Consider the following 25442-nt stretch of genomic DNA (forward strand, 5'->3'; position numbering starts at 1 on the left):
ATTTTACCGGACTCACCGGGAATGGCAACCCCGTCCCCGGTGAACCGCCCGGATGGCGTTAGATGGCTTCCAGTTTGCGCATGCCCTCGGGCAGCAGCTTGAAGTCCACCAGCGCGGTAACAAACGCCTTGCCGAAGGTAGCCTCGTCTTCATAGACCATCTTGTAGTACTGGATTTTCATGGTCATGGCACTGCCCAGCACGATGCCACCAAAGGCCAGGAAGGAGCCCAGGGCCAGGGTCGAGATGCCGGTAATCCCCTGTCCCACGGTGCAGCCCAGGGCCAGCACACCACCCACGCCCATCAGTACGCCACCGATCACATGGTTGATGAAGTCGCGGAAATTGACGAACCATTCGACCCGGAAACTCCGGGAAATGATGGCCCAGAACAGGGAGCCGAGGATCACGCCGAATACGGCCATCACGCCGAAGGTCAGATAGCGACTGGCAAAACTCTCGCTCACATAGCCCAGGGTCTGACCGACGGGGTTGATGAAAGTATAGGACTGGGTCCCGACCGAACGGGGCGGCTGGCCAGATTCCATGAAGCTCCAGTTATTGGGCTCGGCATAGCCCGACCAGGTGAAGGTCTCGCCCCCGACATCGATGACCGCGGCGTCAGTCACATACCAGGCCGCCAGGACCGCCAGGCCAACCACCAGGCCGCCCAGGATATTGTCGAAGTTCTTGCGAAAATCCGCGGACTTGAACAGGACCCAGGCCAGGAACGCGACCAGTAACAACCCGACCACAACCCGGGTGACACCGGCTTCGCTGCCAAAGGCGCGACCGAGCAGCGTCCCGAGATCCTGCTGGGACGCCAGCGAGACGGAAGTCGGGCTGGTCCAGTGGTAGAACACCAGGGAATAGATGGTCTGGTCGGTCCCCGGGAAGGGGTTGAGCATAAAATAGGCACAGACGGCGATAGCCGCAAACACAATAATCGACTTGATGTTACCGCCGCCAATGCGGATCAGGGTCTTGCTGCCGCAACCGCTGCCGTAGGTCATGCCGATCCCGAACAGAACGCCGCCCAGGATATATTCCAGCCAGGCAAAGTTGCTGGCCCGATACGGCGGCACGGTTTGATCGACGCTGATCAGCCCGAGCCCTTCGATAATCGCCACGCCGAGCATGGCCACGGCAATGGCCAGCAGCCAGGCCCGGAAACGACCGCTGTCGCCCATGTTGACCATGTCGGAGACCGAACCCATGGTGCAGAAATTGGTTTTATTGACGACCGCCCCCATGACGAAGGCGATGGCAAAGCCCAGCCACAGAATCGTCCAGTGCGCATCCGCAAAGCTTTCGAATGTCATGATACAACCCTCTCGATTTACGCATAATTATGATCTCGCCCGCAGGGCGCCCAGGGCCTGACCGGTACCTCCTCCGCACAAGTCCGACCAAATGGCGGCATTGTACGGGCTTCCCCCAAAAGTGACCAGTTTCACAACCCCGTACTTCACCGCCGGTGCATTATGCACTCATATAAGTCAATGATTTCTAAAAGATTCAGGACTGGTAGCAGGTTGGATCCGGGATACCGGCGGCCTCAAAGCCCGCCTGGCGCAAACGACAGGCATCACAACGGCCACAGGCACGGCATTGCGCATCGGGGGCATAACAGGAGGTTGTCAGGCCGTAATCGACGCCCAGGCGCGTGCCCTCACGGATAATCCGGGCCTTTGTCAGGTGAATCAGTGGTGCGGCGATCCGGATGGGATTCCCCTCCACCCCGCGCCGGGTGGCCAGATCGGCCAGTCGCTGGTAAGCGTCAATGTATTCGGGCCGACAATCGGGATAACCGGAATAATCCACCGCGTTGACCCCGATAAAGATGGCTTCGGCATCCAGCACCTCGGCCCAGCCCAGTGCCAGAGACAAAAACACCGTGTTGCGCGCCGGGACATAAGTGACCGGAATCCCCTCACCGACCCCTTCATTCGGCACCTCGATACTCGCATCGGTCAGCGCCGAGCCGCCCAGGTCGTCCATATTCAACTGCATCAGCTTGTGCTCGACCACCCCCAGCGAGCCCGCCACCTGCTGCGCGGCCTCCAGCTCGCATTTATGGCGCTGGCCGTAATCGAAACTGATCGCATGACAGGCATACCCCTGCTCGCGCGCCAGCGCCAGCGCCGTGGCCGAATCCAGCCCACCCGAGACCAGCACCACCGCTTTTTTCATAACCTTATCCTCATAATAATTTCAACGCAGAGGCGCGGAGTAATTTTAGTTCTGAGTTCTGAGTTCTGAGTTCTGAGTTCTGAGTTCTGAGTTCTGAATAAATTATGAACCACAATTCAAAATTCAGAATTCAACATTCAAAATTATCTCTTCGCGTCTCTGCGAGAGAAAGATCTTCTTCGTGACTTCGAGTCTTCGTGGTGAAATTAGCGCCCCGGTTCGTCGCCCCACAGCAGTTTGTGCAGTTGTAGCTGGAAGCGGACGGGGAGCTGGTCCTGGAGGATCCAGTCGGCCAGTTCGGCGGGTTTGAGGCTCTCGAACACGGGCGAGAACAGCACTTCGCAGCGTTCGGCCAGTTGATAGTGCTGCAGTTGTTCCAGCGCCCAGTCGTAATCCGCTCGATCGCCGATGACGAATTTGACCTGATCCTGCAAATTGAGACAGTCGATATTACTGTAAAGGTTCTTGTCCAGCTCGCCGGAGGACGGGGTTTTGAGATCCATCACCTTGATCACCCGCGGGTCCAGCTGGCAGACATCCAGGGCGCCGGAGGTTTCCAGGCTGACGCTGTAACCATGATCGCACAGTTGGGTGAGCAGGGCCGGACAGTTTTTTTGCGCCAGGGGTTCGCCACCGGTCACGGTGATATGGTGGGTATTATACCGGACCACTTCGGCGAGGATCTCGGGTAGCTCATACCATTGCCCGCCGCTGAAAGCATAGCTGGTATCGCAATAACCGCAGCGCAGGGGACAACCGGTCAGGCGAATAAACACCGTCGGCAAGCCGACGCTGCGGGCCTCGCCCTGCAGGGAATAGAAAATCTCGGTGATACGCAGACGATCGCCGGCGGCATTGACCTGGTTCTGTGACATTTACCCGTCGCTCAGTTTGGCGCGGATTTTCTGCAACAGGTTACGGGCCTGGCTGGCCTCGGTGGTGCCGGGATGACTCGCGATCAGCTTTTCGAGCACATCGCGCGCCGCTGTATAAGCTTCCAGCTGGTTGTGACTGTAGCCGATCTTGAGCATGGCCTCGGCCACCTTGGGACTGTCGGGATAACGGTCGATCAGGTTCTGATAATGCACAATCGCCTGTTGGAAATTGCGTCGCGCATAATTGGCCTCGCCCAGCCAGTAACGGGCAATATGCGCGTAGCGCCCGTCGGGATAGTTTTGCAGGAACCGGTCGAAAGCGTCGATAGCCTTGTCATACTCCAGCTCCCGCAGCAGATTAAAGGCCTCCTGATAGGCTTCCTGCTCACTTTTCTCCACCGACATGGGTACCGCCTTTTCAGGCGTGCTTCCCGGGCGACGCTCCTGCGGCGCGATGCTGTCGGAGGCGGTCGGTTTGCCGACGGCGCGTCGCTCGGAGGTTGAAGCTGATTGCGCCGGCTCAGGGGCCCGGGCATCCTGTTGTGACGTTACGCCGGCACGTTCCAGTTGCAACAGGCGCCGATCGAGATCGATATACAGCTCACGCTGGCGCTTTTTCAACTCTTCAATGGTATGCGTCTGCTCTTCACTGAGACCGCGCAACTCGCGCACCTCGGCCTCCAGGCTGTTCAGACGCATCAGGATATCGGCCAGGCCCTGACTGTCGACCAGCCGCTCCAGCCTTTCCAGACGCTGGTCGGTCGAGGGATTCTCCTGCGCGGCTAGCCACGACGCCGGCAGGGCCAGCGCCAGGAAAACAATCAGGAGACGGGACAGGCGAGCTATCATATCAGTAACCGGAATAGAGGATTTCAACCCGGCGATTGAGACGCCAGGCCGATTCGTTATGATCCAGTGCGACCGGGCGCTCCTCGCCGAAGCTGATGACCTGTATCTGGTCGGCGGCAACCCCCTGGACCTGGAGCAGTTGTTCCACCGCCTTGGCACGGCGCTCGCCCAGCGCCAGATTGTATTCGCGAGTGCCGCGTTCGTCGGCATGGCCTTCCAGCACCACGCTGACATCGGGGTTACGGCTCAAAAATGCCGCGTGAGCATCGATGATCTCGCGCTGCTCCTCGGTCACGTTGCTGCTGTCAAAATCAAAATAAAGCACCCGCTTGGAGAGCGGGCTGTCCGGATCATTCAGCTCCTCCATCCGGGCACCGCTGCCCAGATCGCCGGAGAAACTGAGATCGCCGCCTTCCACGGTTTCCTGCTGGCTTTGTTCGCCGGACGGTTCGGTGACCTCGTCGCCACGATCCTTGACCGGGCCGAAGCGGCAACCGCCCAGCGCCAGCACAAACAGTGTCAGCAAGAGATAGGTCAGAAACTGGCGCATTATATTTTTCTCCTTTGACTCCCCGTTGTTATTCGGGCCGCAACGGCGACCAGGCCGGCTCACGGACGTCGCCCTGTTGCAGGCTCAGGCGTTGCTGGGCACGCCCATCCACCGAAACAGCGGAGAGAACCCCCCGGTAATTCTCCTCGGTGGCATAGATAATCATACTACCATTTGGGGCAAAGCTGGGCGACTCATCCAGGCGGGAATCGGTCAGCACGCGAAACAGGCCACTCTCCTGATCCTGCACGGCAATGCGAAACTGCCCGTCCTGGCGATGGACCATGGCGACATAGCGCCCGTTGGGCGAGACCGAGGCACGGGCGTTGTAGCGCCCCTCGAACGTGAGCCGCTCGGGACGCCCGCTCGCGCGCTTGTTTTTGTCCAGCGCCACCTCGTAAATCTGCGGCGAGCCGCCCCGATCCGAGGTAAACACCAGCCCCCGGCCATCGGGCAGCCAGGCCGGTTCGGTGTCGATGGCGTAATTGCGGGTGATGCGCTGCAATTTCTGAGTCTCGAGATGCATCACATAGATCTCCGGGTTGCCGTCCCGGGACAAGGTCATGGCCAGATACTGACCCTCGGGTGACCAGGCCGGCGCACTGTTAAGCCCATCGAAGGCGGCAACCCGCTGGCGTTCACCGCTTTGGATATTCTGGATATAGATCTCCGAGCGTCCGCGGGCGAAGGAGACGAACACCAGGTGCCGCCCGTCCGGCGACCAGGCGGGCGACAACACCGGCTGACGGGACTGATACACAATCTGCTCGTTATGGCCGTCGGAATCGGCAATCGCCAGCTGATAGGCTGGCCGGTCGGTGCGATCGCCGGTCACCGTGATATAGGCAATAAAGGTATCGAACGCGCCGGGCTTGCCGGTAATTTCCGCATAGATAATGTCGCTGATCTGGTGCGCCGTACGCCGCAACTCCGATTTGCTCGCGCGCAGACTGTAGCCGGCCAGCTGCCGGCGGCGATTCACATCCAGCAGCTGGAACTGCACGGTATAGTCGCCATCCTCGCGCGGCAGCATCCGGCCAACCACCAGATGATCGACCTTGAGCGCCCGCCAGTCGGGGTAATTAACCTGTGCCGCGCGATGCGGCCGGGCGATCAGATCGTCCTCGGCAAGGGGTCGGAAAAAACCGCTGCGACGCAGATCCGCGGCAATGATCTCGCCGACCGCCGCCGGTGCTTCCCCCTCGCCCTCCCAGGCAAAGGGCACCACCGCGATCGGCATGGCGTTATCCAGTCCCTGGGTTATCTCGATGGTCAATACAGCCCGCGCCGGCAGGCTGACAAGCAGCCATAACAGGGGCAACAAACAAAGGCGTTTTATCCAGATCATCAGCGTTTATGCTTCGGTTCAAATGAAAATTTCAGTTCCCGGAACTCATCGAACAGTCCCGACTCCACATCCGGCACCGGCAGGGGCGAGGCCTTGCGCACCGCATCTTCCACCGAGCGGTCGAACGTGGCATCGTCGCTGCTGCGCACAATCTCGACCCGGGCCACCTCGCCGCCGGGTAACAATCTCACCATAATTTCACAACGCATGCTACTGTGGGCCGAGGCGGGAATGCGCCACACCCGCGTGATGCGTTGCTTGATCTGGTTTTTATACTGATTGATCTCATCCTCGCGCCCCGCCAGCTTTTCGCGCCGGGCCTGCGCCTCGGCTTCGGCCGCCAGCTTTTCCTGCAATGCCTGTTCCGCCCGCGCCTGTTCACGACGCTGTTCGGCCTCGCGTTGCTGACGCGCCGCTTCCTCCTGCCGGCGTTGTTCCTCCGCTTCACGCTGTTTGCGGGCTTCCTCTTCGCGACGCTGCTTCTCTTCGGCCTCGCGCTGTTTTTGGCGCTCGGCTTCACGTTGTTGACGTGCGGCCTCTTCCTGTCGGCGTTTTTCCTCAGCCTCACGTTGTTTACGGGCTTCTTCTTCGCGACGTTGCTGTTCGGCCGCTTCACGCTGTTTTTTCAGCTCGGCCTGACGTTTGCGTTCCTGTTCCCGTTGCCGGGCCAGTGCCGCTTCGCGTTTTTGACGTTCGGCCTCGCGCAGGCGTTGCTCCCGCTCGGCCAGTTGCTGTTCGCTGACGGCTTTGGCTTCGATGACCTCGACCTCGGTTTGCTTGTCGGCGCTGGCGTCCTCCGATGGCCAGTCAATATTGATCATCAAAATGAGTATCAACAGCACATGGACCATAACCGCGGCCAGCGCCGCCAGCGGGTACGATTTGATGATTTGCCACATAATCAGCGGTCAGCGTCATCCGGTGAGCGGGTCACCAGGCCCAGATCCCGGACCCCCGATTCCTGTAATAACGCCATCACCGCCACTACCTGACCGTAACGGGCTTCCTTGTCGCCCTTGATATAAACGGTTTTGTCGCTGCGCCTGGACAATACGGCCCTGACCCGTTGCACCAGCGTGTCACTATCCAGCGGCGTATCGGTCTGTTCACCGAGATTAAGAAAGTAATTCCCGGAACGATTGACCGACACCACCAGCGGTTCTTCCCCGGTCTCATCCAGGGTTTTCGCGCCCGACTCGGGCAGACTGACCTCAACCCCCTGGCTCAGCAAGGGGGCAGTCACCATGAAGATGATCAGCAGTACCAGCATGACATCAATGTAGGGCACCACATTGATCTCCGACATGCGTTTACGCTTGACGCGTCCGCTGGTGACTTTCATGACGAGTCCGCTGCGCTGCTGGTATGAGTTTGACGTTGCAGAATACTGGAGAACTCTTCAGCGAAAATATCGTATTTGCTGATCAACCGCTCCACGTCATTGGAATAGCGGTTATAGGCAATCACGGCCGGAATCGCCGCGAACAGGCCCATCGCCGTGGCGATCAACGCCTCGGCAATACCCGGCGCGACGGTGGCAATGGTCGCCTGTTTGACCGCGCCCAGCCCCATGAATGAATTCATAATGCCCCAGACGGTCCCGAACAGACCGACATAGGGGCTGGTGGAGCCGACCGTGGCCAGAAAAGAGAGATGATTTTCCAGGCGATCGATCTCACGGTTCAATGCCACCCGCATGGCCCGCTGGGCACCTTCAATCACGGCCATCGAGTCCACATTACGATTCTTGCGCAGCTGCGCAAATTCACGGAAACCGGACTCGAAGATCAGCTCCATGCCTTCCAGTCGGCCTCGTCGGCTGGAGAGTCGTTTATACAGATCCCCCAGATCGACCCCGGACCAGAAACGCCGTTCAAACTGCTCGGCGGCCGCCCGCGCCCGTTTAATCACCGCGTATTTAAAAAAGATCAGCGTCCAGGAGAGGATCGAGACAACCAGCAACAACAACATGACCAGCTGCACAACAAAGCTGGCTTCGAGAATCAGGTGGGTGATCGACATTTCCGGCAACGTGTATTTCCCCTGTTTAATATCATGGGTCTGGTAATGAACTTTGTCACGGCCAGACCAAATCGGCCTGACTGAAACAAATGTATTTTAGAACCACCGACGACACCGAAGGTACTGAATGTGCCGAACCAGACTCCAGGTTAAGAAGTACCTTTTCGGTAATTTCGGTGTCTTCAGTAGTTACTGCCTCACTGCTGAAAGGTGCATTCAAGGACTGTCCGTCAAACAACCAGTTTTTGTTGTAACTCCCCCGGAATCGCGCGCGGCCTGAACGTTAACGCATCCAGGCTGGCGATTTTGACTTCGCCATCACACAACAGGACATTGCCCGCTTCACGGTATATGGCCTGGGCGAACGTCAGGCTGGCCTTGCCGGCTTCCGCCACACGGGCACTGACGACCAGTTTTTCGTTAAACCGGGCCGGCTGACGATAATCGACCGTCACCCGGCGTACGGCAAATAAGACATTGTGTTGCGCGATGAGTTCATCCTGTTCAAAACCCAGCTTGCGCAACCACTCGGTACGGGCCCGCTCCATGAATTTGAGATAATTGGCGTAATACACCACCCCACCGGCATCCGTATCTTCGTAATAAACCCGCACCGGCCACAGGAACTCGTTCACGATTCCTTACTCCAAAAAACTTTAACGCAGAGGCGCAAAGGCGCAGAGAACGCAAAGACTTTCAGGAAAATGGCCGCATTGATTTGATGAACGACTCTGTAAATTCCGATATCCGTTGTTGAAATCATCTCTGACAAAACCAATAAAACTCTGCGATCTTTGCGTCTTTGCGCCTCTGCGTTGAAAAATTATTTTTATTGATTGTCGAAAAGTTCAAGGGAACTGGCCGCGGTTTCTGTCGCCGGCGCCGGCAGGCCGAAGTGGAGATAGGCATGGCGGGTGGCCATGCGCCCGCGCGGGGTGCGCATCATAAAGCCCTGCTGGATCAGGTAGGGTTCGAGCACGTCCTCGATGGTGCCGCGTTCCTCGCCGATGGCGGCGGCCAAGTTGTCAATGCCCACCGGTCCGCCGCTGAATTTTTCGATGATGGTCAGCAGCAGTTTGCGATCCATCATGTCAAAACCGTGGTTATCCACATCCAGCATATCCAGCGCCTCGTGGGCCACGGCGGCGCTGATGCGCCCGTCCGATTTGACCTGGGCGTAGTCGCGTACGCGGCGTAGCAAGCGGTTGGTTATGCGCGGTGTGCCACGGGAGCGCCGGGCAATCTCCAGGGCGCCCTCATCCTCAATCTCCACCTCGAGAATCTGCGCGGAACGACGCACGATACGCAAGAGATCGTCCGGGCTGTAAAATTCCAGCCGCTGCACAATCCCGAAACGATCCCGCAGGGGCGAGGTGAGCAGGCCGGCACGGGTAGTGGCGCCGACCAGGGTAAAAGGCGGCAGATCCAGCTTGATGGAACGGGCTGCCGGCCCCTCGCCGATCATGATGTCGATCTGGTAATCCTCCATGGCCGGATAGAGGATCTCCTCAACCACGGGACTGAGGCGATGGATTTCGTCCACAAACAGGACATCGTGGGGTTCCAGATTGGTCAGCAATGCCGCCAGATCGCCGGGGCGTTCCAGCACGGGCCCCGCGGAGTGTTTCATGTTTACCCCCAGCTCGTTGGCGATAATATGCGAGAGCGTGGTCTTGCCCAGCCCGGGAGGCCCGAAGATCAGCACATGGTCCAGTGACTCGCCGCGGTTGCGCGCCGCCTCGATGAAAATCCCCATCTGCTCGCGCACCGCCGCCTGGCCCACATAATCGGCCAGCCTGGCGGGCCGGATGGCCCGGTCCAGGGCATCCTCGGCGCCCTGCTGGTGGGCGGCAATCAGGCGATCGTTTTCAATCATCGGGTTCCAGGAGCCTGTGTTGGAATAATTATAATATCAACGACTTACCGCCGCCTTGAGGGCGGCGCGGATAATATCTTCACTGTTTCGGCCCTCGCTGTCCACCGACTGGACCATACGAGAAGCTTCCTGGGGCTTGTAGCCCAGAGCAATCAGGGCGCTGACCGCCTCCCGGTCGGCCTCCTGCGAGCCGGCCGCGGGGGCCACGCCCCCGGCTGGCGGCGTGGCCGCCAGCTCCTCGTCCTCCCAGTCGGCCAGCCGATCGCGCATCTCCATGATCAGCCGTTCGGCGGTCTTTTTACCCACTCCGGGCAACTGGACCAGGCTGCGGCTGTCGTTGTCGTGCACGCAACGGGCAAATTCGCCGGCGCTCATACCCGAAAGAATCGCCAGGGCCAGCTTGGCCCCCACGCCGTTCACCCGGATCAGACTGCGGAACAGACGCCGTTCCTGTTCGCTCGCGAATCCGTACAGCTGCTGTGCATCCTCGCGCACCACCAGATGGGTTTGCAGGGTCACCGGCTGGTTCAGCTCCGGCAACTGGTAAAAGGTCGACATGGGCGCCTCGATCTCATAGCCCACCCCGTGCACGTCCACCAGCAACTGCGGCGGCTGCTTGCTGACCAGAATCCCCTGAATACGCCCGATCACCTGTTAACTCCTGCCTGGATTTTGTCTAACTGTACCATTTCTTGAGTTCTCTGGAATTAACGCGGAGGTCGCGGAGGCGCAAAGACGCGGAGACAAAATTTTCTGGATTTGGCTCACGGCAGGACCTACCTCACAACAGACACACTTCTCAGCTCAGAATGGCCCGGAATGATGAAAATCCTGAAACTTGTCTTCAGTAAATACGACTCAAGTCAGTTCTGGATCTGAAGGAAATAAAATCATGTCTTCTCTGCGACTCCGCGTCTCCGCGCCCTCCGCGTTATTTCCCAGAAACCTCGCTATCGACGCCGGCGCAAACGACGCACATCGGGCGGCAACCGGGATGATAACTCCTGCATGCTCTGACGCAGATGGGCATGGCAGAGCGCCACGGCCAGGGCATCGGCGGCATCTTCCTGGGGCAGCTTGTTAAGCCCGAGCAGATGCTGGACCATGTGCTGAACCTGCGCCTTGGCGGCACTGCCCTTGCCGACAATGGCCTTTTTGATTTCCCGCGGACTGTATTCACTCATGGGCAGGGAACGCAGCGCGACCATGCTGATCGCCGCGCCCCGGGCCTGACCCAGTTTGAGCGCGGAATCGGGATTGCGGTGCATGAATACCTGCTCGATCGCCACCTCGTCGGGACGATGCTCCTCGAGCAGGGCCTCAATCCCCTGACAGATGGTTTTCAGGCGGGTATCCAGGGTGCCATCGGCGGTGCGTATGCAGCCGCTGCTGATCCACAGGGCGCGCGATCCCTGCATCTCGATGATGCCAAAGCCGGTCAATCGGGAACCGGGGTCAATGCCCAGAATACGTGCCATTCAAAAAGAGTACAGGATACCGGCAGCCGAGAAAACGGTTTTCAGGCTGCTTCGACGTCCGCGGCAGCTCAGAGGGCGGCTTTTTAACGCAGAGGCGCTCGGGTAATTTTGAATTTTTAATGTTGAATTTTGAATGGAATCTGGGTCTGCAATTCAAAATTACATAAGGTCACTGGCCGAGTTGTTCGAGGACTTCGTCGGAGAAGTCGGCGTTGGTGTAGACGTTCTGCACGTCGTCCTGGTCTTCGAGCATGTCCATCAGTTTCATCACCTGCTCGGCTTCTTCCAGCGGCAAATCGACGCTGGTGGCGGCGCGCATGGTCACTTCCGCCATTTCCGGCTCCAGACCCGCCGCCTGCATGGCGCTTTTGACATCGAGAAAGTCTTCCGGGGCGGTCGTCACTTCGATGCTGCCATCCTCGCTGGTGACCACGTCCTCGGCGCCCGCCTCCAGGCCCGCTTCCATGAGGGTCTCCTCATCGCTGCCGGGTGGAAAACTCAGCGTGCCCAGTTTGGAAAACAGATAGGCCACCGAGCCGTCGGTACCGAGGTTGCCACCGTTTTTGGTAAAGGCATGACGCACCTCCGAGACGGTGCGGTTACGGTTGTCGGTCAGGCAGTCGACCATGATCGCCACCCCGCCGGGGCCGTAACCTTCGTAGCGGACCGCTTCATAACTGGCGCCGTCCTGATCGCCGCTGCCGCGCTTGATGGCCCGCTCAATGGTGTCCTTGGTCATATTGGACGACAGCGCCTTGTCGATGGCCGTACGCAGGCGCGGGTTGGTTTCCGGATCACCGCCCCCTTCGCGGGCCGAGACGGTGATCTCGCGAATCAGTTTGGTGAACAGCTTGCCCCGACGGGCGTCCTGCGCGGCCTTGCGATGACGGATATTGGCCCATTTACTGTGTCCGGCCATGACCACCTCTTGATGTTCCGTTAGCTTTCGACAGCGGGGATCTTAACATTAAAGTAGGCAGTTGGCAGTTGGCAGTTGGCAGTTGGCAGTTGGCAGTTGGCAGTTGGCAGTTGGCAGTTGGCAGAATTCTAATTCAGTTTTTTGCTGTCAACTGCCATCTGATGACTGCAAACTGACGACTAACTATCGGGGAGGTAGATGGCAGTCTGTTCGTAGTGTTCGTCGTCGGCACCGCTGTCGAAGGTGAATTCGTGGCTGCCGATCTTGATCACGTCGCCGTGTTTGAGCAGCTGGCGAATGATTTTGCTGTCATTGACAATGGTGCCGTTGGTGCTGCCGAGGTCTTCGAGATAGACATCGTAGTAGTTTTCGAGATAGTCGTTCGGCTTGAGGACCAGCCGGGCATGGCGGCCACTGACGGCCGGATCATCCAGCTGAATCTCGTTACCGGCCTGGCGGCCGATATTCATTTCCTTGCGGTCAAACTCGTAACTGCTCAGGGTCAACCCTTCATGTTTGAGTAGTAATTTTGCCGGCATCGCGCTTTGCCTCAGGCTTCCTCAAAACGCATCTGGGTATTGGAGACCTCGATCACGTCACCGGGGTTCAGCTGCAGACTTTCGCTTTTCAGTGGCTGACCATTAATGACAGGCGGCTGGCTGGCGGTGCCGCTGCCACTCATGCGCATCAAAAAGTAGTTCTGGCCGCGCCGGGCGATGACCGCCATTTGCGAGCCCGGGGTTCCCAAAGTGGTATAGGGTTTGGTCAACGGCAGGCTCTCACCCGACTTGGCGCCGGAGAGCACTTTCACCTGGTAGCTTTTGGGCGGCGGTGCCGATGGCTGTGCGGGGGCGGACGCCTTTCCGGCCGAACCGCTATCCGCGGAAATAATGACGGTGCTTTCAAAATCCTCGGCGTTATCATCCACGTATTTGAATTCATGGCGACCGATACGCACCACGTCACCATGATTGAGCTGTCGCTTGTTGACTTTTTTGCCGTTGAGCAGTATCCCGTTGGTGCTGTTCAGGTCCTCGATATACGCATGCTGCAGCATCAGGAAAGCGGCATGATTACCGCTGACGGTCGGATCATCGAGCTGCACATCGTTGTTGGGCTTGCGCCCGACGGTCATCCGTTCCTTGCTCAGCGGATATTCCTTCACGACCGCGCCGTTGTGGGTCAATATAATTCTTGCCATTTCCAAAGAGCTCCGCTCAGGATTAATCATCTTCTAATCCGCTGGAATCGGAAAAAGCCTGTTGCAGGCATACCAGCACTATTGAAATATTGTCCTTGCCGCCCTTGTCGTTTGCAAGCCCGACAAGTGCCTGTGTTGCTTCTTCAAGATTACAGCCATCGGTCTTGGAACGGTAGTCCCGCAGCAGGCTCATAATCTCCTCGTCACTGACAAGGTCCGTCAACCCGTCGGTACACATGAGATACATGTCATTGTGGCTAACATTGTATTCCGTAACATCCACATCCACTGTGTCGGCAATCCCCAGCGCCCGGGTGATCAGGTTACGGCTGGCCGACAACTGGGCTTCTTCCTGGCTCAGATAGCCATTATCCACCATTTCCTGTACCAGGGAATGGTCGGTGGTGATTTGCTCGAGTTTGTCATCCCGCAGTCGATAGGCGCGGGAATCGCCCACATGGGCGCTGATAACCCGATCGCCCTGGAACAGGGTCAGGACAATGGTTGTCCCCATACCATTATAAGCAAAGTTTTCCCGCGCCTCGCGGTTAATCTCGTCATTGGCATAGATAATCGCCTCGCGCACCGCATCGCACAAATCAATATTGTGACTGACCTGCATATCCGGGTCCAGCACATCGCGCAGGGCCTCCTGAATACTGTTGACGGCAATTTCGCTGGCCACTTCGCCGGCATTGTGGCCGCCCATGCCGTCAGCCACGATCACCAGCCCGAGATCCTTGTCCCAGGCGATGTGATCCTCATTGTGTTCACGCATCTGGCCGACGTCCGAGACTCCGTAAATAACCAGTTTTGCCGAATCACCCAACATTGATTTTCCTACCCTAATGCTTCTTGGTTAACCGTTCCCGACAACGGGTCAGGGCCTTGGCCATCTGCGCGCCACTTTGGAACCGGCGTTCCAGTTCCTTGTGCAGTGCCTTGTTAATAACCTGGCTGACACAGGACGGCAGATCCGGACGGAACATACGAATGTCCGGGTGTTTCTCATTGGCAATCTTGTACATCAGACTGGCCAGTGAATCGGCAATAAACGGCAGCTCGCCGGTGAGCATCTGATACAAAGTGACGCCCAGGGAAAACAGATCCGAACGCCCATCCACCTTGGCACCGGCCAGTTGTTCCGGTGACATATAAGACGGGCTGCCGAGGATGGTACCGGTTTTGGTCTTGCTGGTATCGGTCAAACAGGCCACGCCAAAGTCGGTCACCTTGACGACACCGTTATCCCGGTCATAGATCATATTCGCCGGTTTGATATCCCGGTGCACGACGCGCTCGTTATGCGCGTAATCCAGGGCCTCGGCCACCTGCACAATGACATCAAACGTTTCCTGAGCCGGCAACAATCCCTCCGACTTGGCATACGCCATCAGGTTCTCGCCCTTGAGATAGTCCATGGCAATATAAGAAAGATCCTGATCCTCACCGACATCATAAATTGTCACGATATTGGGATGATGCAAGCGCCCGGCGGTTTCCGCTTCCCGGAAAAACCGTTCCTTCACATCCGCCAGTTTGTCACCCTCGAATTCCTGAGCCAGGCTCATGGTCTTGATCGCAACACTGCGGCCGATTTTCGGATCGTGGCCGAGATAGACCATGCCCATGGCGCCACGTCCCAGCTCGCTGTCGATCACATAGCGGCCGATCATCGGTTTTTGCACGCCGGGGTTGCTGATAATCAGCGTGCCATCGGACGGCGCCGCACTCTTGCCACTCCCCACCACAAATTGTTCGGAAACTTCCCGGTTACGTTGTAACCGCTCCTGTACATCACTGAAATTCTCATCGTGCGAGGCAATATATTTGAATACCGCGACCGCTTTGTTGTACTGACGCTTGCGCTCATAATCCAGACCGAGGTTATACAACTGGTTTAACAACGAGGCATCGACAATGCAATGGCGGTATTTTTCAAAGGCCTGATCCAGCTGTCCCTGGGTGTGGTACTGCTGACCCAGGGCCTGGTTGGCCTCGGAAAGTTCCAGATGGATATGCTGCACCTGATCCTGCAAAAAATGCTTGGCACTGAGTACCAGATGACCGAACAGCAATAAAGCCACCGGGGTCATCAGGGGCAACCACATGGAATGGGCCAGCATGGCTATGAAGTGGGCATTGAGCAGACCGATCAGAATGAGCGCGGTCAACGCCAGGCCCGTGCTGAGTCGAAAACGCGGCAGAACAAACATCAGATACAGACCGATGATCAGGATCAGCAGCCATTGTGCAAAACTGGCCCATGGCGGCACCTCGAACAGATCGGCGCTTAACAGGCTGGAGACGCTGTGCGCCGAAGCCAGCACCGGCGGCATGGCTTCCCCAATCGGGGTTTGCAAATTACGGGTATATTGCGGCGCGGTCAGCCCGAGGAGAACAATTTTATTACGCAACAGCTCACTGTCGAGCTTGTCGTCCAACACATCAAAAATGGAAACCACCGGAAAGGCCGCCTTGCCTTCCTTGCCGCGGTAAAAGCGTGGATAGATACGCAGATTATCGTCGGTATTGATGTGCTGTTCGGCCAACTCAACGCCCCGTTTCAGATGCACGTTAATCTGCGAGGAGTTCAGATTGCGGGTGCGCGCGGCCACCATCAGAGTGAAGGACGGCAGGTAATGCTCACCGTAACGGAACACCAGCGGTTCGGCACGCAGACTGGCCTGTCCGGCATTCCCGAGATTGATAACGCCGGCACCCCCGGAATATTCGGCCAGGGTTTCAATCGGCGGATAGATACGATCGATCACCGGCACCGGCTCGGGCAAAAACGGCTGGTACCAGCGTTCGGGATCGGGGATACCGTTGACCTGTTCCAGCCGGTATTTGTGCAGGTAATCGGGAAGCTGGACATCACGGCGAGTCGCCCCGTTACCGGCGTAGGGGATCGCCAGCACCACCCGGCCCGCATAGCGCAGGGTATTGGCAAAGTCCTGATCGGTCTGCATCCGCTGCTCGGCCTGATTGGCCAGCTCGAGCAGGCGCCGATTGCCGCCCTGCGTTTGCAAGGCGTCTTTCAATTCCTGGAGATATTCAAGACCGATGGCGTTCTGCTCACCATCGAAGGGCAGGGCAAAACCGATCACCGAGGGCTTCATGGCGGCAATCTGGCGGGTCGCCCGGGCCAGAAGATCGCGCGGCCAGGGCCAGCCGCCGTGCTGGTCGACTGCCGCCTCGTCGATCGCCACCACCACCACGTTACGATCCACGGGCTGGCTGGCGGCAAACCGGGCGCCGAAATCATACCCCACGTTCTCCAGCGGCCGGGTGACATCGGTCACGCCGCCCAACAGGAAAAGCCCGGCCACAACGAGGCCGAGAAACCAGTCGGTTCGCCAGTAGGGTATCTGCTTCACTCTTGCTCCATTACAACGGGCTTGTGATTATCGGTTTATGCCCGCCCGGTGCGGCCCGGGCCGCCGGGAATCTGCCAATAGCCATTATCGGCAGAAAAGAGAATGACATGAGCTTGACTATTAATAAAAGTTACTAAAGGCTCAATCGCACAACTTGCGTGGCAACCGTGCCCTGCTCAGCCGCCTGATTTTTCCCTGACCGGCGGATTACGCAGTTTAATGTGCAATTCGCGCAACTGGGCCTCGCTGACCGCTGAGGGGGCCTGGGTCAGCAGGCAGCTGGCGCTCTGGGTCTTGGGGAAGGCCATCACGTCGCGGATCGACTGGGCGCCGACCATCAGCATCACCAGCCGGTCCAGGCCGAAGGCCATGCCGCCGTGGGGCGGGCAACCGTAATGCAGCGCATCCAGCAAAAAGCCGAATTTCTCCTGCGCCTCGGCCTCGCCAATCCCCAGGGCCTGGAACACCTTGCGCTGGACTTCCTCGCGATAGATACGCATGGAACCGCCGCCGATCTCGGTGCCGTTGAGCACCATGTCGAAGGCCCGCGAGCCGCAGTTGCCCGGATCCGATTCGAGCTTGTCGAGATCGGCCTCTGCAGGGGAGGTAAACGGATGGTGCAGGGAGTACCAGCGCCGGGTGCCCTCGTCCCACTCGAACATGGGAAAATCGACCACCCACAGCGGCTGCCAGCCGTGCTCCAGAAGCCCCTTGTCGTGGCCCAGCTTGACCCGCAGGGCACCGAGCGCCTCGTTGACCACGCTGGCCTTGTCGGCGCCGAAGAAGATGAGATCGCCGTTCTCGGCCCCGGTGCGCTGCAATATGGCCTCGACGGCCTCATCCGGCAGGAATTTGAGAATCGGCGATTGCAGCCCCTCGCGACCTTTGTCCATGTCGTTGATCTTGATATAGGCCAGGCCGCGCGCGCCGTAGATGCCGACAAAATCGGTGTAATCGTCGATCTCCTTGCGGGTCAGCTCGCCGCCTTTGGGCACCCGCAGGGCGGCCACCCGGCCGGCCGGATCCTTCGCCGGGCCGCTGAAGACCTTGAATTCCACGCCCTGCATCACATCGGCCACATCGACCAGCTCCAGCGGAATACGCAGATCGGGCTTGTCCGAGCCGAAGCGGCGGATCGCCTCGTCCCAGGTCATGCGCGGGAAGGGATCGTGCAGCGGGATCTCCAGCACCTGGGCGAAGACATGCCGCAGCATGCCCTCCATCATCTGCATGATGGCTTCCTCGTCGAGGAACGAGGTCTCGATATCCAGCTGGGTAAATTCGGGCTGGCGATCGGCGCGCAGATCCTCGTCACGGAAACAGCGCACGATCTGGTAATAGCGATCCATGCCGGCGACCATCAAAAGCTGCTTGAACAGCTGCGGGGACTGCGGCAGGGCGAAAAAAGCGCCGTCGTGGGTGCGGCTCGGGACCAGGTAATCGCGTGCCCCTTCCGGGGTCGCCCGGGTCAGCATGGGCGTCTCGATCTCGAGAAAGCCATTTTCATTCAGATAGTTACGAAATTCGGTGGTGATTTTTGAGCGCAGTTTCATGCGCTGCAGCATTTCCGGGCGGCGCAGATCGACATAGCGATAGCGCAGACGGTGCTCCTCGGAGACATCCTCGTCATCCAGCTGGAAGGGCGGGGTTTCCGAGTGATTGAGAATCTCCAGCTCCAGGCCCAGCACTTCGATCTGGCCGGTCGACATGTTGGCGTTCTCGGTCCCCTCGGGACGGCGGCGCACCCGGCCGGTGACCCGCAGCACATATTCGCTACGGACTTTCTCGGCCAGCATGAAGGAGTCGGGCTTGTCGGGATCGAAGACCACCTGCAGCAGCCCTTCGCGGTCGCGCAGATCAATAAAAATCACCCCGCCGTGATCGCGACGCCGGTGAACCCAGCCGCAGACAGTGACTTGTTGATCGATGTGAGATTCGTTGATCTCGCCGCAGTAATGGCTACGCATGAGAATTTGGGGCCTTGTGCTTGGGACAAGGCGGGAATCTTACGGATTGGCGGGGGTCTGTGCAACCGGGGAATCACCCCGGTGGCACGCATGGGGCGGGTTTCAGGCGGTTTTCTTGCTGTCGCTGCCGCTGCTTTTATTCCCCTCGCCCGCCAGGTTCTTGCGATTGCCCGACTTGAAATCGGTTTCATACCAGCCACTGCCCTTGAGCCGGAAACCGGAGGCGGAGATCAGTTTTTTCAGCGCCGGCTTGCCGCAGGCGGGGCACTCACTCAGGGGGGCATCACTCATCTTCTGGATCGCTTCCAGAACATGATCGCATTGCTCACACTGGTATTCATAAATCGGCATGGGGCAATTCCTCGTACGCAAGCGGATTAACGGGCCAAAGTCAGGTTATTATATAACCGGTTTGAGGCGGACACACCTGTTTGATTCAAAATAGGGCCGGATTTACCCGATTCAAGACCCGAACAGGCAGTTGGGATTCGCCGCCCATTGTGCCACAATCCCTTTATTTCAAGCGGTTACAGCATGACACTATCCCCTTCCCCCGACGACAGCGACGACAAGGCCCGGCTCAAACTGCGTCGCGTGGCCATCGACACCTATCACGAGAACGTCGCCTACCTGCACCGCAATTGCGAGCTGTACCGCGCCGAGGGCTTTCAGGCCCTGAGCAAGATCGTCATCCAGGCCAATGGCCGGCGCATCCACGCCGTGCTGAATGTGGTGGATGATGAGGCTATCGTCGGCACCGAGGAACTCGGCCTGGCCGAACAGGCCTTCGCCCAGCTGGACATGCAGCCGGGGGAACCGGCCTGGGTGATCCATGCCGAACCGGTCGAATCGATGGATGCGGTCCGACGCAAGATCCGTGGTGAGCGGCTGTTGCGCGAGGATTACCAGGACATCGCCAGTGACATCGCCGCCAGCCGCTATTCCAAGATGGAAATGGCTGCGTTTCTGGTGGCCTGCACCCAGTCGGGCCTGGATCGCGAGGAGACCCTCTATCTGACCCGCGCCATGGCCGACACCGGCGAACACATGCGCTGGGATGCCCCGGTGGTCGCCGACAAACACTGCATCGGCGGCCTGCCCGGGAACCGCACTACCATGCTGATCACCCCGATCGTCGCCGCCCACGGCCTGCTGATGCCCAAGACTTCCAGCCGTGCCATCACCTCGCCGGCCGGCACCGCCGACACCATGTCGGTACTGGCCAAAGTGGATCTCAGTCCGCGCAGCATGCACCAGGTGGTCAACAAAACCCGCGCCTGCCTGGCCTGGGGCGGGCGCGCGCACCTGGCCCCGGCCGACGACATCCTGATCTCGGTGGAGCGGCCGCTGGGTATCGACTCCGAATCGCAGATGGTCGCCTCCATCCTGTCCAAGAAACTGGCTGCCGGAGCCACCCATCTGCTGATCGATATCCCGGTGGGTCCCACCGCCAAGGTACGGCACATGAGTCAGGCCCTGCGTCTGCGCAAACTGTTCGAATACATCGGCGATCGCATCGGCATCCATCTGGAGGTGGTGATCAGCGACGGCAGCCAGCCCATCGGCTGCGGCATCGGTCCCATGCTCGAAGCCCGCGATGTCATGCAGGTCCTCGAAGGCGATCCGGATGCCCCCAGCGACCTGCGCCAGAAATCGCTGCGCCTGGCGGGCCGGATTCTGGAGTTCGATCCGGACGTGCGCGGCGGCCAGGGCTATGGCATCGCCCGTGACATCCTCGAGGACGGTCGCGCCCTGCGCAAGATGCAGGAAATCATCGCCGCCCAGGGCAAGATCGACTACGCCTTTATTGCCGGGCCCCTGAACATCGAGATTACCGCCGCCGAGGATGGCGTGGTCACGACCATCGACAATTTCCGACTGGCCAAAATCGCCAGCCTGGCCGGCGCACCGATGGAGCGGGCCGCCGGGGTGGACTTGCTCAAAAAACTGGGTGACCCGGTGACCCGGGGCGAGCCGCTGTATCGCATCCACGCCGCCTTCAGTGCCGATTTCAATTTTGCCCGCCATCTGGCCGAGCAGGACAGCGGCTACCGAATCGGTCACCCGGATGAGATCAGCCACACCTATATGGAAATCTGACCTGGTGGGGATCGGCCTATGACACTCGTTCTCGGTTTTCCCGACGACCCGGCACCGGTGCAACGGCTGGCGGCCGCGTTGCGACTCGACTATGCCGCCATCGAGGTGCACCGTTTTCCCGATGGCGAAAGCCGCCTTACCCTGCCGCCGGCCCTGCCGCCGACCGTGGTGCTGTATCGCAGTCTGGATCATCCCGATGCCAAACTCGTGGAGCTGCTGCTGGCAACCCGAACCGCCCGGCAGCTGGGCGCCGAACGGATTATCCTGGTCAGCCCCTATCTGTGTTACATGCGCCAGGACATGGCCTTTCATCCCGGCGAGGCCGTCAGTCAGCAAATCATCGGTCATTTCCTGGCCGGGCTGGTGGACGCGGTGATCACCGTCGATGCCCATTTGCATCGCATCGCTCACCTCAATGAAGCCATCCCCCTGCCCCAGGCCCGTAACCTCAGCGCTGCGCCACTGCTGGGACAGTTTTTGTTGGAACAGACCCGTGACGCCCTGCTGCTCGGTCCGGACGAAGAGTCCCGCCAGTGGGTGGAACAGGTAGCCAGCGAAGGCGATTTTGAGTTTGGCGTCGCCGACAAGGTGCGCCACGGCGATCGCCAGGTGGAGATTCGCCTGCCCGACCTGGATTACCGGCAACGGCATGTGGTGCTGGTGGATGACATGATCAGCAGCGGCCACACCCTGGCGGAAACCGCCGGCCAGCTGTACCGCATCGGGGCCGGCAAGGTCGACGCTCTGTGCACCCATGCCCTGTATGACCTTGAGGCAGCCCGGATGTTAAAACAGGCCGGGATTGAGACCATCTGGAGCTGCGACAGCGTCCAGCATCCGAGTAATACGGTACAACTGGCCCCGCTACTGGCCGAGAGCCTCACGGAGATATTCAACTAGGTTATGCGTTCCCCCGGCAATTATCTGCTGCTGTTTTTCGTTGCCCTGCTGCTGATCCTGTTCATCCATATCCAGATCTTCTCGCTGGTGTTGAGCAAGCTCGGGTTATCCCCCGACTCGGCCGCCCTGTTACTGATCACGACCCTGTTCGGCAGTGCTGTCAATCTGCCACTGGCGAGGATCAAAGCCGAGAAGCCGCCCGAACCGCCACCGCAACAGCCGGCTTACTGGCCATTCAAACTGCCGCCGTTCACCGGTTATACCGTCATCGCCATCAACGTGGGCGGCGCCATGGTGCCGATTCTGTTTTCGCTCTACCTGTTTCTCAGCCAGCCCCTGCCGCTGCCAAGCGTCCTGCTGGCCATTGGTATCGTCAGCACCATCAGCTACGGCTTCAGCCGGCCCATTGCCGGGCTGGGCATCGGTATGCCGATCTTCATCGCCCCGTTGACCGCCGCCGTCACCGCCCTGCTGCTCGCCCCGGAGCACAGTCCGCCGCTGGCCTACATCTGCGGCACCCTCGGCGTGCTGATCGGCGCCGACCTGTTGCGACTCAAGGACATCCCCAAACTGGGCACACCCCTCGCCTCCATCGGCGGCGCGGGGACCTTCGACGGGATATTTTTTACCGGCATCATCGCCGTACTGCTGGCATAAAAGAAAATAACCATCTGCACCGCTAAAACATTTCTCCACACTCTAGAATTAACGCGGAGAACGCAAAGACGCAGAGTACGCAAAGTATTATTTTTTCAAAAACAGAGGCAACACGAAGCACGCAACACGATAAATAAAACTGCTTGCTAATAATTCCCTTCGTGTCTTGGTGTCTTCGTGGTTAATCATTTCTTTGCGTACTTTGCGCCTTTGCGTCCTTTGCGTTGAAATCGATTTCTCATAAAGGCTATTCTCGGGACTATGAACGACATTAATAAAGACAGGAAAAGTGTTCTGATTACCGGCTGTTCGTCCGGCATAGGCCTGTGCGTTGCGCGGGGATTAAAACAACGCGGTTACCGGGTGTTTGCCACGGCGCGTCGGCAGGAAGACGTCGAGCGTCTCAATAACGAAGGACTGGAGTCACTGCGGCTGGATCTGGATGATTCGGATTCGATTAATGCCGCGGTAGATGAAGTTCTGGAGCGCACCGGCGGCACGTTGTATGCCCTGTTCAATAACGGCGCTTACGGTCAGGCCGGGGCGGTGGAAGATCTGCGCCGTGACGTGCTGCGCCGGCAGTTTGAGACCAATCTGTTTGGCTGGCATGAACTGACCTGCCGGATCCTGCCCATCATGCGCGAACAGGACTACGGACGGATTATTCAAAACAGTTCCATCCTGGGATTGATCGCCCTGTCGTTTCGCGGCGCCTATAACGCCAGCAAATACGCCCTCGAAGGCCTGTCCGACACCCTGCGCCTGGAACTGCGCGATACTGACATTCATGTGTCGCTCATCGAACCGGGCCCGATCGAAAGTCGCTTTCGCGCCAACTCCTTCGTTGCCTATCAGCAGAACATCGACCGCGACAACAGCCCGTTCCGGGACCACTACTTGGCCATGGAACAGCGCCTGACCAAAGAAGGCCCCGCCGTCCCCTTCACCCTGCCACCGGAGGCGGTCTTGAAACGCGTCATCCACGCTCTGGAAAGCCGTCGCCCGAAACCCCGCTACTACGTCACCTTCCCCACCTACCTGTTCGGCACCCTGAAACGTTTCCTGTCCACCCGCCTTCTGGACAAACTCCTCACGCGTATATAGCTCACTCTCTGGGATGAAACGCCAAGGACGCAAAGACGCAGAGCACGCAAAGAAAATATTAACCACGAAGGCACCAAGGCACCAAGGCACCAAGGTGATTGTGGCAGTGCGATTTTTTCGTTTTGTTAGACGTGCTCTAATAGTTTCTTTGTTTTTCAAATAAAACTTTGCGTTCTTGGCGTCCTTGGCGTCACTTCCACCGATCTCTCTATTATCAGGTTCGGATGCCGACGCCTTTGTTGAGCAGGTAAAGGCAGAACAGGTAGAGCACGACGACGAAGCCGGTGATGATGAGCAGCGCCGCGCGGATGTCGATGTCGGAAACGCCCAGCATGCCGTAGCGCATGGCGTTGATCATATAGAGGATTGGATTGATTAATGACACGTTCTGCCAGAATCCGGGCAACATGTCGATGGAATAGAATATTCCGCCCAGATAGGTCAGCGGGGTCAGCACGAAGGTGGGTATGATCGAAATATCATCAAAGCTTTTAGCATAGACGGCATTGACGAAACCACCCAGCGCGAACAGCAGCGAGGTCATCAGCACCACATACAGGGTCACCAGCAGATGATGCAGTTGCGGCTCGGCGAAGATCAGGGAGACAGCGGTGACCGCCGCGCCCACTATCAGACCGCGCGCCATGCCGCCGGTAGCATAGCCCAGCACGATGAGATAGTTGGGCATGGGCGAGATCAGCATCTCCTCCACGTGGCGCTGGAACTTGGCACCGTAGAACGAGGAGACCACGTTGGCGTAGGAGTTGTTGATAATCGCCATCAGAATGATCCCGGGGACGATATATTCCATGTAGGTCAAACCGCCGATATCCGACAACTGGGAACCGATCAGGTTGCCGAAGATAATAAAATAGAGTCCGGTGGTAATCGCCGCCGGCAATACCGTCTGGATCCAGATGCGGATAAAGCGCAGGAACTCCTTGGTCAAAATGGTGGTGAAGGCGACATATTGCTGTGACAGCTTCATGCGTTGTCCTCCTCGACCATGCGCACGAATAGCTCTTCCAGCCGGTTGGTCTTGTTGCGCATACTCAGCACATGCAGGCCCTGGCGACTCAGTGCCTCGAACAACTGGTTCAGGCTCTGTTCCTTGCTGATATCCACGCTGAGTGTGCTTCTGTCGAGCATGGACAGGTTATAGCCTTCGACCCGGGGCGCCGTGTCGATGGTCTCGCGCAGGTCCAGCACGAAGGTCTCCACGTGCAATTTCATCAGCAACGCTTTCATCTCGGTATGTTCCACCGCCTCGCCATGATTTATGATGGCGATATGCCGGCACAGCTGTTCGGCTTCTTCCAGATAATGGGTGGTTAAAATAATCGTGGTGCCCTGGGCGTTGATCTTGCTGAGAAACTGCCACATGGAACGGCGGATCTCGATATCCACCCCGGCGGTCGGTTCATCGAGTATCAAAAGCTTTGGTTCATGCACCAGCGCGCGGGCAATCATCAGGCGACGCTTCATTCCGCCGGACAGTTCCCGCGCCATGACATGGCGTTTGTCCCACAGCTCCAGCTGGCGCAGATAGGTTTCGGCGCGCTCGTAGGCCAGCTTGCGATCGATACCGTAATAGCCGGCCTGATTGACCACGATCTCCACCACCGGTTCGAACTGGTTGAAATTGAACTCCTGCGGCACCAGACCGATACAGCTTTTGGCTGCCTCCAGATCGCGGTCGATATCGTGGCCGAAAACCTCGACGGTCCCGGCAGTTTTATTGATCAATGAGCAGATGATCCCGATGGTGGTGGATTTTCCCGCTCCGTTGGGCCCCAGCAGGGCAAAAAAATCCCCCTCGCGCACATCGAGATCGACCCCCTTGAGGGCCCGCACCCCGCCGCGATAGGTCTTGGTCAAACCTCTGATGGTCAGCGCGTTGGACATAAACTCACTAGAAAAACCGAACCGGCGGGTATTCTAACAAAAGACACCCGCTAATAGACAGAAACATGGCATACCACAAACACGTGGTTATAGAAAATGGGTAATTTAACGCGGAGATC

26 protein-coding genes are annotated in these 25442 nt (G+C 58.5%); 4 read left to right on the forward strand and 22 right to left on the reverse strand.

All coding sequences use genetic code 11. From position 1 onward, the window contains the following. Positions 1-58 precede the first annotated feature (58 nt). The 20 genes from U5K34_RS02510 to U5K34_RS02605 form a co-directional block, all read right to left on the reverse strand. Positions 59-1321, reverse strand: a complete 1263-nt coding sequence (locus U5K34_RS02510; protein ID WP_322566941.1) for a YeeE/YedE family protein — start codon at positions 1319-1321, stop codon at positions 59-61. A 196-nt stretch (positions 1322-1517) separates the two neighbouring features. Continuing rightward, positions 1518-2192, reverse strand: a complete 675-nt coding sequence (gene queC / locus U5K34_RS02515; protein WP_322566942.1) for a 7-cyano-7-deazaguanine synthase QueC — start codon at positions 2190-2192, stop codon at positions 1518-1520. 206 nt (positions 2193-2398) lie between these two features. Next, the gene (gene queE, locus U5K34_RS02520) at positions 2399-3067 is read right to left on the reverse strand and encodes a 7-carboxy-7-deazaguanine synthase QueE (RefSeq protein ID WP_322566943.1); all 669 of its coding nucleotides are present in this window, start codon (positions 3065-3067) and stop codon (positions 2399-2401) included. Then, positions 3068-3916 carry a tol-pal system protein YbgF gene (gene ybgF / locus U5K34_RS02525; RefSeq protein WP_322566944.1) on the reverse strand — a complete coding sequence of 283 codons (849 nt, stop codon included), beginning with the start codon at positions 3914-3916 and terminating at the stop codon, positions 3068-3070. Position 3917: 1 nt separating this feature from the next. Next, positions 3918-4466, reverse strand: a complete 549-nt coding sequence (gene pal, locus U5K34_RS02530; RefSeq protein ID WP_322566945.1) for a peptidoglycan-associated lipoprotein Pal — start codon at positions 4464-4466, stop codon at positions 3918-3920. Between the two features lie 28 nt (positions 4467-4494). Next, complete coding sequence (gene tolB / locus U5K34_RS02535) at positions 4495-5814, reverse strand: Tol-Pal system beta propeller repeat protein TolB (RefSeq protein ID WP_322566946.1); 1320 nt, start codon at positions 5812-5814, stop codon at positions 4495-4497. After that, entirely contained in the window at positions 5814-6713 is a 900-nt protein-coding gene (tolA, locus tag U5K34_RS02540) for a cell envelope integrity protein TolA (protein ID WP_322566947.1), read from the reverse strand. Before tolA ends, tolB begins: the two co-directional genes overlap by 1 nt. Before the next feature lie 2 nt (positions 6714-6715). Then, positions 6716-7156: a protein TolR gene (gene tolR, locus U5K34_RS02545; protein ID WP_322566948.1), complete on the reverse strand. Its 441-nt coding sequence runs from the start codon at positions 7154-7156 to the stop codon at positions 6716-6718. Beyond that, on the reverse strand, positions 7153-7836 hold the full coding sequence (gene tolQ / locus U5K34_RS02550; protein WP_322566949.1) for a protein TolQ: 684 nt from the start codon (positions 7834-7836) through the stop codon (positions 7153-7155). The genes tolR and tolQ overlap by 4 nt, the downstream gene beginning before the upstream one ends. Before the next feature lie 230 nt (positions 7837-8066). Next, positions 8067-8471, reverse strand: a complete 405-nt coding sequence (ybgC, locus tag U5K34_RS02555) for a tol-pal system-associated acyl-CoA thioesterase (protein ID WP_322566950.1) — start codon at positions 8469-8471, stop codon at positions 8067-8069. A gap of 194 nt (positions 8472-8665) precedes the next feature. Further along, positions 8666-9709, reverse strand: a complete 1044-nt coding sequence (gene ruvB, locus U5K34_RS02560) for a Holliday junction branch migration DNA helicase RuvB (protein ID WP_416224004.1) — start codon at positions 9707-9709, stop codon at positions 8666-8668. Between the two features lie 39 nt (positions 9710-9748). Next, positions 9749-10363 (reverse strand): Holliday junction branch migration protein RuvA, encoded by a 615-nt coding sequence (gene ruvA, locus U5K34_RS02565; RefSeq protein WP_322566952.1) that lies wholly within the window; start codon positions 10361-10363, stop codon positions 9749-9751. A 299-nt stretch (positions 10364-10662) separates the two neighbouring features. Further along, positions 10663-11190: a crossover junction endodeoxyribonuclease RuvC gene (ruvC, locus tag U5K34_RS02570; protein WP_322566953.1), complete on the reverse strand. Its 528-nt coding sequence runs from the start codon at positions 11188-11190 to the stop codon at positions 10663-10665. A gap of 169 nt (positions 11191-11359) precedes the next feature. After that, on the reverse strand, positions 11360-12109 hold the full coding sequence (locus U5K34_RS02575; protein ID WP_322566954.1) for a YebC/PmpR family DNA-binding transcriptional regulator: 750 nt from the start codon (positions 12107-12109) through the stop codon (positions 11360-11362). A 179-nt stretch (positions 12110-12288) separates the two neighbouring features. Further along, entirely contained in the window at positions 12289-12648 is a 360-nt protein-coding gene (locus U5K34_RS02580) for an FHA domain-containing protein (RefSeq protein WP_322566955.1), read from the reverse strand. Positions 12649-12659: 11 nt separating this feature from the next. Next, positions 12660-13310, reverse strand: coding sequence for an FHA domain-containing protein (locus U5K34_RS02585; RefSeq protein ID WP_322566956.1), 651 nt, complete (start codon positions 13308-13310; stop codon positions 12660-12662). Between the two features lie 22 nt (positions 13311-13332). Continuing rightward, positions 13333-14142 carry a Stp1/IreP family PP2C-type Ser/Thr phosphatase gene (locus U5K34_RS02590; RefSeq protein ID WP_322566957.1) on the reverse strand — a complete coding sequence of 270 codons (810 nt, stop codon included), beginning with the start codon at positions 14140-14142 and terminating at the stop codon, positions 13333-13335. 13 nt (positions 14143-14155) lie between these two features. After that, the gene (locus U5K34_RS02595) at positions 14156-16690 is read right to left on the reverse strand and encodes a serine/threonine-protein kinase (RefSeq protein ID WP_322566958.1); all 2535 of its coding nucleotides are present in this window, start codon (positions 16688-16690) and stop codon (positions 14156-14158) included. Positions 16691-16866: 176 nt separating this feature from the next. Continuing rightward, positions 16867-18657 carry an aspartate--tRNA ligase gene (gene aspS, locus U5K34_RS02600; RefSeq protein WP_322566959.1) on the reverse strand — a complete coding sequence of 597 codons (1791 nt, stop codon included), beginning with the start codon at positions 18655-18657 and terminating at the stop codon, positions 16867-16869. A 102-nt stretch (positions 18658-18759) separates the two neighbouring features. Further along, the gene (locus U5K34_RS02605; protein WP_322566960.1) at positions 18760-19008 is read right to left on the reverse strand and encodes a zinc ribbon domain-containing protein; all 249 of its coding nucleotides are present in this window, start codon (positions 19006-19008) and stop codon (positions 18760-18762) included. Between the two features lie 183 nt (positions 19009-19191). Here U5K34_RS02605 and U5K34_RS02610 point away from each other — a divergent pair, with 183 nt between their 5' ends. The 4 genes from U5K34_RS02610 (at position 19192) to U5K34_RS02625 (ending at position 23418) form a co-directional block, all read left to right on the forward strand. Continuing rightward, positions 19192-20757, forward strand: coding sequence for a thymidine phosphorylase family protein (locus U5K34_RS02610; RefSeq protein WP_322566961.1), 1566 nt, complete (start codon positions 19192-19194; stop codon positions 20755-20757). 18 nt (positions 20758-20775) lie between these two features. Further along, complete coding sequence (locus U5K34_RS02615; RefSeq protein ID WP_322566962.1) at positions 20776-21657, forward strand: ribose-phosphate diphosphokinase; 882 nt, start codon at positions 20776-20778, stop codon at positions 21655-21657. A gap of 3 nt (positions 21658-21660) precedes the next feature. Further along, positions 21661-22314, forward strand: coding sequence for a DUF1614 domain-containing protein (locus tag U5K34_RS02620; protein ID WP_322566963.1), 654 nt, complete (start codon positions 21661-21663; stop codon positions 22312-22314). Positions 22315-22575: 261 nt separating this feature from the next. Continuing rightward, positions 22576-23418, forward strand: coding sequence for an SDR family oxidoreductase (locus U5K34_RS02625; RefSeq protein WP_322566964.1), 843 nt, complete (start codon positions 22576-22578; stop codon positions 23416-23418). Positions 23419-23632: 214 nt separating this feature from the next. Here U5K34_RS02625 and U5K34_RS02630 read toward each other — a convergent pair whose 3' ends face one another. Continuing rightward, positions 23633-24406, reverse strand: coding sequence for an ABC transporter permease (locus tag U5K34_RS02630; RefSeq protein ID WP_322566965.1), 774 nt, complete (start codon positions 24404-24406; stop codon positions 23633-23635). Next, positions 24403-25323, reverse strand: coding sequence for an ABC transporter ATP-binding protein (locus U5K34_RS02635; protein WP_322566966.1), 921 nt, complete (start codon positions 25321-25323; stop codon positions 24403-24405). The genes U5K34_RS02630 and U5K34_RS02635 overlap by 4 nt, the downstream gene beginning before the upstream one ends. Positions 25324-25442: the final 119 nt, after the last annotated feature.

Origin of the sequence: Thiohalophilus sp. (genome assembly GCF_034521165.1) — a bacterium.
Taxonomy (GTDB): Bacteria; Pseudomonadota; Gammaproteobacteria; order UBA6429; family Thiohalophilaceae; genus Thiohalophilus.

Bases quoted from the DNA above. Each gene is read 5' to 3' on its own strand.
- tolA (WP_322566947.1), bottom strand. From the start codon at position 6,713: ATGTGGCAAATCATCAAATCGTACCCGCTGGCGGCGCTGGCCGCGGTT.
- U5K34_RS02630 (WP_322566965.1), bottom strand. From the start codon at position 24,406: ATGAAGCTGTCACAGCAATATGTCGCCTTCACCACCATTTTGACCAAG.
- tolR (WP_322566948.1), bottom strand. From the start codon at position 7,156: ATGAAAGTCACCAGCGGACGCGTCAAGCGTAAACGCATGTCGGAGATC.
- U5K34_RS02625 (WP_322566964.1), top strand. From the start codon at position 22,576: ATGAACGACATTAATAAAGACAGGAAAAGTGTTCTGATTACCGGCTGT.
- U5K34_RS02605 (WP_322566960.1), bottom strand. From the start codon at position 19,008: ATGCCGATTTATGAATACCAGTGTGAGCAATGCGATCATGTTCTGGAA.
- U5K34_RS02585 (WP_322566956.1), bottom strand. From the start codon at position 13,310: ATGGCAAGAATTATATTGACCCACAACGGCGCGGTCGTGAAGGAATAT.
- ybgF (WP_322566944.1), bottom strand. From the start codon at position 3,916: ATGATAGCTCGCCTGTCCCGTCTCCTGATTGTTTTCCTGGCGCTGGCC.
- U5K34_RS02510 (WP_322566941.1), bottom strand. From the start codon at position 1,321: ATGACATTCGAAAGCTTTGCGGATGCGCACTGGACGATTCTGTGGCTG.
- U5K34_RS02615 (WP_322566962.1), top strand. From the start codon at position 20,776: ATGACACTCGTTCTCGGTTTTCCCGACGACCCGGCACCGGTGCAACGG.
- aspS (WP_322566959.1), bottom strand. From the start codon at position 18,657: ATGCGTAGCCATTACTGCGGCGAGATCAACGAATCTCACATCGATCAA.
- U5K34_RS02590 (WP_322566957.1), bottom strand. From the start codon at position 14,142: ATGTTGGGTGATTCGGCAAAACTGGTTATTTACGGAGTCTCGGACGTC.
- queC (WP_322566942.1), bottom strand. From the start codon at position 2,192: ATGAAAAAAGCGGTGGTGCTGGTCTCGGGTGGGCTGGATTCGGCCACG.
- U5K34_RS02610 (WP_322566961.1), top strand. From the start codon at position 19,192: ATGACACTATCCCCTTCCCCCGACGACAGCGACGACAAGGCCCGGCTC.
- queE (WP_322566943.1), bottom strand. From the start codon at position 3,067: ATGTCACAGAACCAGGTCAATGCCGCCGGCGATCGTCTGCGTATCACC.
- pal (WP_322566945.1), bottom strand. From the start codon at position 4,466: ATGCGCCAGTTTCTGACCTATCTCTTGCTGACACTGTTTGTGCTGGCG.
- ruvC (WP_322566953.1), bottom strand. From the start codon at position 11,190: ATGGCACGTATTCTGGGCATTGACCCCGGTTCCCGATTGACCGGCTTT.
- U5K34_RS02580 (WP_322566955.1), bottom strand. From the start codon at position 12,648: ATGCCGGCAAAATTACTACTCAAACATGAAGGGTTGACCCTGAGCAGT.
- U5K34_RS02620 (WP_322566963.1), top strand. From the start codon at position 21,661: ATGCGTTCCCCCGGCAATTATCTGCTGCTGTTTTTCGTTGCCCTGCTG.
- U5K34_RS02575 (WP_322566954.1), bottom strand. From the start codon at position 12,109: ATGGCCGGACACAGTAAATGGGCCAATATCCGTCATCGCAAGGCCGCG.
- U5K34_RS02635 (WP_322566966.1), bottom strand. From the start codon at position 25,323: ATGTCCAACGCGCTGACCATCAGAGGTTTGACCAAGACCTATCGCGGC.
- tolB (WP_322566946.1), bottom strand. From the start codon at position 5,814: ATGATCTGGATAAAACGCCTTTGTTTGTTGCCCCTGTTATGGCTGCTT.
- tolQ (WP_322566949.1), bottom strand. From the start codon at position 7,836: ATGTCGATCACCCACCTGATTCTCGAAGCCAGCTTTGTTGTGCAGCTG.